Origin of the sequence: Pseudomonas sp. R62 (assembly GCF_000257605.1) — a bacterium.
GTDB classification, from domain to species: Bacteria; Pseudomonadota; Gammaproteobacteria; order Pseudomonadales; family Pseudomonadaceae; genus Aquipseudomonas; species Aquipseudomonas atacamensis.
In genome coordinates this window covers 1,078,112-1,084,028 of record NZ_JH635998.1, presented here as the reverse complement: position 1 = coordinate 1,084,028, position 5,917 = coordinate 1,078,112, and the positions used below count along the sequence as shown (strand labels likewise).

Genomic DNA, 5,917 nt, shown 5'->3' with positions numbered 1-5,917 from the left:
CGATGGCGGTGGGTGGCGCGTTTTACGGGTTGCACATGGGCCATTTCGCCGGGCCGCTGTTGCGCTGGCTGTATTTCATTTGCGGACTGGCCGGCACGGCGATGATTGGCACCGGGCTGGTGATCTGGCTCGGCAAGCGGCAGCTCAAACACGTGAAAAGCGCGGCGCTGCCGTTCGAATTGCGCCTGGTTGAGGTGCTGAATATCGCCAGCATGGCCGGCCTGGTATCGGCGGTGGCGGTGTTCTTTTTGGCCAATCGACTGCTGCCGGTGAGTCTGGCGGGGCGGGCCGATTGGGAAGTGAATGCGTTTTTCATGGCTTGGGGGTTGAGCGTGGTGCATGCGGTGTTGCGTCCGGGGCGCAAGGCCTGGATCGAACAGCTGACGCTCGGCGCTGCGCTGTTTATCGCGGTGCCGCTGATCAATGCGCTGACCACGCCGTGGAATCTTGGCGCCAGCCTGATGCAGCGCGACTGGGCACTGGCCGGATTTGATCTGACGTGTCTGGCGATGGGGCTTTTTCTCGGCTGGGCTGCGCGCAAGATGCAGCGTTCGGGCGACTCCGTCAGCGTTCGCAAAGCAAGTCCTTCGCCTCGCTCGATCACAGTCGAACAGGGGGCTAACTGATGCTGCTGGCCCTGTTGCTCAGCTATGCCGGCTTCACCGCGTTGTGCCTGTCGATGCCACGTCATCACGCCGAATTGCTCGGCGCCAAACCGTCGACGCGCCGCCGTCAGGGTCTGGCGTTGGCGGGATGGCTGTTGCTGGCGCTTTCGCTGTGGGCAGCGGTCGCGGCCAGTGGCTGGAGTTTCGGTCTGGTCGACTGGTTCGCGGTGCTGATGCTCAGCGCTTTGGCATTGGTGCTGTTGCTGCCGTATCGCCCGCGTCTGGCCATGGCACTGGCCGGGTTGAGCCTGCTGGCCAGCCCGGTCGCCGCCTGGGCGCAGTGCTGAAGTGCTGATCGGTCTGCCACCGGAATCGCGTGACGATGAAGCGCGTGGCGCGCGTGCGCATTTTCTTCAGGTGTTTCTGTCCCAGCGTGCGCAAATGGAGGCGCTGGTGAACCGGCGCGTCGGTTGTCGGGCGACGGCGGCGGACTTGGTCCAGGATCTGTTTTTGCGCTTCTGGCGGCGGCCGCTGGTGCAGGTCGAAGAGCTCAGCACTTATCTGCTGCGCTGCGCCGGCAACATCGCCATCGATCATTTGCGCAGTGAAGGCACGCGCACGCGGGTCAACGAAGGCTGGCAGCCGGACGAACCCGACAGCCATGGCAGCGAACCCCAGGCTGCGCTGGAGGCCGGCAATGATCTGCGTCACGTCGAAGCCGCGTTGCGCGCCTTGCCCGAGCGTACCCGGCAGATCTTTCTGCTCAATCGCATTCACGGGCGCAAGTACGCCGAGATCGCCAAGGCCATGGGCCTGTCCCAAAGTGCCGTGGAAAAACATATGATGCGCGCCCTCGAGGCCTGCAAGGCCAGCCTGCGCGACCCCGCGCCACGCCTGCCAGGGAAAGCACCGTGAAGCCATCTGATCCGATCACACCGACGCCGGCCCAGGAGCAGGCCGCGCTGGCCTGGCTGAGCCTGTTGCACGACCGCCCGAGCACTGGCGATCAACTCACCTTCAGCCAATGGCTGCGCGCCGATCCCGCCCATGCCCAAGCGTATGCGCAGGCGCAGGTGATCTGGGAACTCAGCGAAAGCCCCGCGCGCACGCTGGCCGATGAAGATGCGCCCGCGCTGCAAGGTTATCTGCAGGCGATGGACGCCCCGCGTCGCTTGCCGATTTTGCGTTGGTCGGGAGCGCTGGCGCTGGCGGCGTGTCTGCTGTTGATGATCAGCCTCGGCACGGGGTGGCAGGCGCAGCGCTGGCTCGACGATCTGCGCGCCGATCATGTCTCCGCGCCTGGCGAAATTCGCACGGTGATCTTGGCCGATCAATCGCAAGTGACGCTGGATGCCGATAGCGCGATTGCTGTGGATTTCAGTCATGGTCAGCGCCGCGTGAAATTGATCAGAGGCGCTGCTTTCTTCAGCGTCACTCACACCGGCGATCCGTTTGTGGTGGCGGCGGAGCAGGGCGAGGCGCGGGTGCTGGGCACGCAGTTCGAAGTGCGCCGGCAACTCCACGGCGCGCAAGTGACGGTATTGTCCGGACGTGTCGCGGTGACGGCGGACGAGCACGGTCAACAACAGATTCTCACTGCTGGTCAGCAAGTTGCTTATGCCGACGGCACTGCGGAAAAACTGCATGCCGTGGACAGTGAAGCGCAACTGGCCTGGCGTCAGGGTTGGCTGACTTACTACAAGACCACGCTGGCCGAAGTCGTCGAGGATCTGCGCCGCTATTACCCGGGGCGGATTGTGCTGCTCAACGATGAGCTGGCGGCGCGCAAGGTCAGCGGCAGCTTTCCGAGCAAGGACCCGCAGGCGGTGCTCAATTCGTTGCAGGGGGTGTTGGGGTTTGAGCAGCATCGGGTGTTGGGGCAGCTGATTATTCTGCGCTGAGGCTGCGATCTTTTGATCTTCAAAATTATTTTCGATTTATGGTGAGGTAACCCCGAGCCCCATCCGTGTAGTGACTGAAACTGCGAGCCATTCGCATCCGTTGCGGTTCTACACAGGTCATTGAGCAATGAAGTCCAGGGCAAAATCCGGTTCGGTCAAACAGTGGTTGGGCATGTCGGCGCTGAGTTTTTCCGCGTTGGCATTGCTGCCGATGAGTATCGCGTTGGCGGCAGAAGCGGTAGGTAGTCAGGCGCAACAGCAATTCAATTTTGCCCTCGCCGCCAAACCGTTGCCGCAGGCCCTGAGCGATTTCAGCCGCGTGACCGGGCAGAGCGTGGTCTACACCGACGAAGCGCCGTACGGCCTCAATGCTCCGGCAGTCAACGGCCAGATGAGCGCCGAACAGGCCCTGCAACGCCTGCTCGGCAACTCCGGCTTGAGCTTTCGCCGCACCGACAGTCATACCCTGGCGCTGGAGCCGATGCCGACCGCAGGCGCGCTCAATCTCGGCGCCACCACCATCACGTCCACGCGCGACGAATCGATGAGTTATCAGCCACCGGAAACCAGTTCGGTGATGCGCTCATCGGCGTCGCTGCAAGAAATCCCACAGACGGTCAATGTCATCCCGGCGCAGGTCATTCGCGATCAGGCGCCGCGCAATCTCGACGACGCGCTGGCCAATGTCAGCGGCATCACCCAGGGCAACACCTTGGGCAGTACCCAGGACTCGGTGATGACTCGCGGCTTCGGCGACAACCGCAACGGCTCGATCATGCGCGACGGCATGCCGCTGGTGCAGGGCCGTGGCATGAACGCCACCGTGGATCGCGTCGAAGTGCTCAAGGGCCCGGCCTCGTTGCTCTACGGGATTCAGGATCCGGGTGGTGTGGTCAACCTGGTCAGCAAGAAGCCGGAACTGACCCAGTACAACGCCGTGACCGTACGCGGTTCGACCTACGGTGACGGCAAGAACGGCAGCGGCGGCGCCTTCGACAGCACCGGGGCGCTGGGCGATTCCGGCTTCGCCTATCGCATGGTCGTCGATCATGAAGACGAAGATTACTGGCGCAACTTTGGCACCCATCGCGAGACGCTGATCGCACCATCGCTGGCCTGGTACGGCGAGCGCACCAAGCTGTTGTTCGCCTACGAGCACCGCGAGTTTCTCACCCCCTTCGACCGTGGCACCTTGATCGATCCGCGCACCAATCATCCGCTGGATATCTCGCGCAAGCAGCGTCTCGATGAGCCGTTCAACGACATGGAAGGGCGCTCGGACCTCTACCATTTCGAAGCCGACCATGAACTCAACGACGACTGGAAAGCCCACTTCGGCTACAGCTGGAACCGTGAAACCTACGACGCCAGCCAAGTGCGCGTGACGGCGATCGACACCAACAAAGGCACACTGACGCGCAGCATGGACGGCACCCAGAATGCGATCAGCACCGATCGTTTCACCACCGCCAGCCTCGAAGGCAAAGTGAATGTGCTGGGCATGCAACATGATCTGGTGTTCGGCGTTGATGATGAATACCGCAAGATCTACCGCGAAGATCTGATCCGGCAGAAAAGCCTGACCACCTTCAGCTATCTCAACCCGGTCTATGGTCGCGAAGTGATGGGCACTACGGTGAGTGCGCCCGACAGCGCGCAGACCGACAAACTGCGCAGCGATTCGCTGTTCCTGCAGGATTCGATTCACCTCAACGAGCAGTGGATTCTGGTCGCCGGCGGCCGTTTTCAGGAGTACGACCAGTACGCCGGCAAAGGCGTGCCGTTCAAGGCCAATACCGACAGCAATGGCCAGAAGTGGGTACCGCGCGCCGGTCTTGTGTATCGCTACACCGACGCCTTGTCGTTCTACGGCAGCTACACTGAATCGTTCAAACCCAACTCGACCATCGCCCCGCTGAGCGGCAGCAGCACCGTGCTCGACGGCAGCATCGCGCCAGAGGAAGCCAAGTCGTGGGAGCTGGGTGCGCGGCTGGATATGCCCGGCAGCATCACCGGCAATATCGCGTTGTTCGACATCAAGAAACGCAACGTACTGGTGGCCAATTCCGAAGGCCCGACAACGATTTACAGTGCGGCAGGCGAGGTGCGTTCACGCGGGTTGGAAGTTGACCTGAGCGGGCAGCTCAGCGAGCACTGGAACCTGATCGGCAGCTACGCCTACACCGATGCCGAAGTCACCGAAGACCCGGAATACAAAGGCAAGCGCCTGCAAAACGTAGCGAAGAATTCCGGCTCGCTGTCGGCGGTGTATGACTTCGGCAATGTGTTTGGCGGCGATCAACTGCGTGTCGGGGCAGGGGCGCGGTACGTCGGCGAACGCGCAGGCAATGCGGTGAATGATTTCGATCTGCCGAGCTACACCGTGGCGGATGCGTTTGCCACTTACGACACCATGGTTGAAGGGCAGAAGGTCAAGTTTCAGTTGAACGTGAAGAACCTGTTTGATCGCACTTATTACACCTCTTCGGCGAGCCGCTTCTTTGTGTCGATGGGGGATTCGCGGCAGGTTTCGCTTTCCAGCACTCTGGAGTTTTGAGGCAAGATCAAAAGCCCCTCACCCTAGCCCTCTCCCGGAGGGAGAGGGGACTGACCGTGGGATATTCGAGAGATACACCGACCTGAAAGTAATGCTTGGAATCCATAATCGATGCGATTTTTCAGGTCGATGTACACCGCAAGACACCTCGGTCGGCCCCCTCTCCCTCTCCCGGAGGGAGAGGGGACTGACCGTGGGATATTCCAGAGGTACACCGACTTGAACGTGTTGCTTTGAATCTATAATCGATTCGGTGTTTCAGGTCGACGTACAGTGCGAGACACCTCGGTCGGCCCCCTCTCCCTCTGGGAGAGGGCTGGGGTGAGGGGAAGAGGGCTCAACGCAAAAAAGCCTGCCGATACTCGCCCGGCGTCCCACCCAAAACCTGCCTGAACCGATTAGTAAAATGACTCGCACTGGCAAACCCGCACGCCAGCGCGATCTCGCCCAGCGGCAACGCCGTGCCGCGCAACAATTCCCGCGCCCGGCTCAAGCGCCGCGCCAGCACATATTGATGTGGCGGCAGGCCGAAGCTCAGGCGAAACATCCGCGCAAAGTGATATTCCGACAGCGCACACAGCCCGGCCAGTTGCCCGAGGCTGATGGCTTCGCTCAACTGATTGTCGATGAACTCCACCAGTTGTCGGCGCTGGTGCGGCGCCAGCCCGCCCTTGAGGCGCAGGCCCTGACGCGCACCGACCTGGCTGAGCAAGGTGTGGCTGATCAGTTCATGGGCGAGGCTGCTGGTCAGCAAGCGCTCGGCCGGCTCTTGCCAGTTCAGATTCAGCAATTGCCGGAAGCGCTGCGCCTGCTGCGGATCTTCGAGAAAGGTCTGCTCGCGCAACTGCATCTCG

6 protein-coding genes are annotated in these 5,917 nt (G+C 61.8%); 5 read left to right on the top strand and 1 reads right to left on the bottom strand.

The window, feature by feature from the left end; all coding sequences use genetic code 11:
- From OQK_RS06325 to OQK_RS06305, 5 genes are all read left to right on the top strand, one after another.
- On the top strand, nt 1–626 hold a 626-nt coding region (locus OQK_RS06325), incomplete at its 5' end, for a PepSY domain-containing protein (RefSeq protein WP_016771623.1).
- A complete protein-coding gene (locus OQK_RS06320) occupies nt 626–952 on the top strand; it encodes a DUF3325 domain-containing protein (protein WP_016771622.1) in 327 nt (108 codons plus the stop codon). The genes OQK_RS06325 and OQK_RS06320, both read left to right, overlap by 1 nt.
- A gap of 1 nt (nt 953) precedes the next feature.
- Complete coding sequence (locus tag OQK_RS06315) at nt 954–1,520, top strand: RNA polymerase sigma factor (protein ID WP_016771621.1); 567 nt, start codon at nt 954–956, stop codon at nt 1,518–1,520.
- Nucleotides 1,517–2,506, top strand: coding sequence for a FecR family protein (locus tag OQK_RS06310; protein ID WP_016771620.1), 990 nt, complete (start codon nt 1,517–1,519; stop codon nt 2,504–2,506). Before OQK_RS06315 ends, OQK_RS06310 begins: the two co-directional genes overlap by 4 nt.
- 127 nt (nt 2,507–2,633) lie before the next feature.
- Nucleotides 2,634–5,063 (top strand): TonB-dependent siderophore receptor, encoded by a 2,430-nt coding sequence (locus tag OQK_RS06305; RefSeq protein ID WP_016771619.1) that lies wholly within the window; start codon nt 2,634–2,636, stop codon nt 5,061–5,063.
- A 337-nt stretch (nt 5,064–5,400) separates the two neighbouring features.
- On the opposite strand, the gene OQK_RS06300 is transcribed toward OQK_RS06305, so the two are convergent.
- Nucleotides 5,401–5,917: helix-turn-helix domain-containing protein (locus OQK_RS06300; protein WP_038860639.1), on the bottom strand; the 517-nt coding region annotated here is incomplete at its 5' end.

Coding starts and splice junctions, on each gene's coding strand:
- OQK_RS06320 (WP_016771622.1), top strand. CDS start 626: ATGCTGCTGGCCCTGTTGCTCAGCTATGCCGGCTTCACCGCGTTGTGC.
- OQK_RS06305 (WP_016771619.1), top strand. CDS start 2,634: ATGAAGTCCAGGGCAAAATCCGGTTCGGTCAAACAGTGGTTGGGCATG.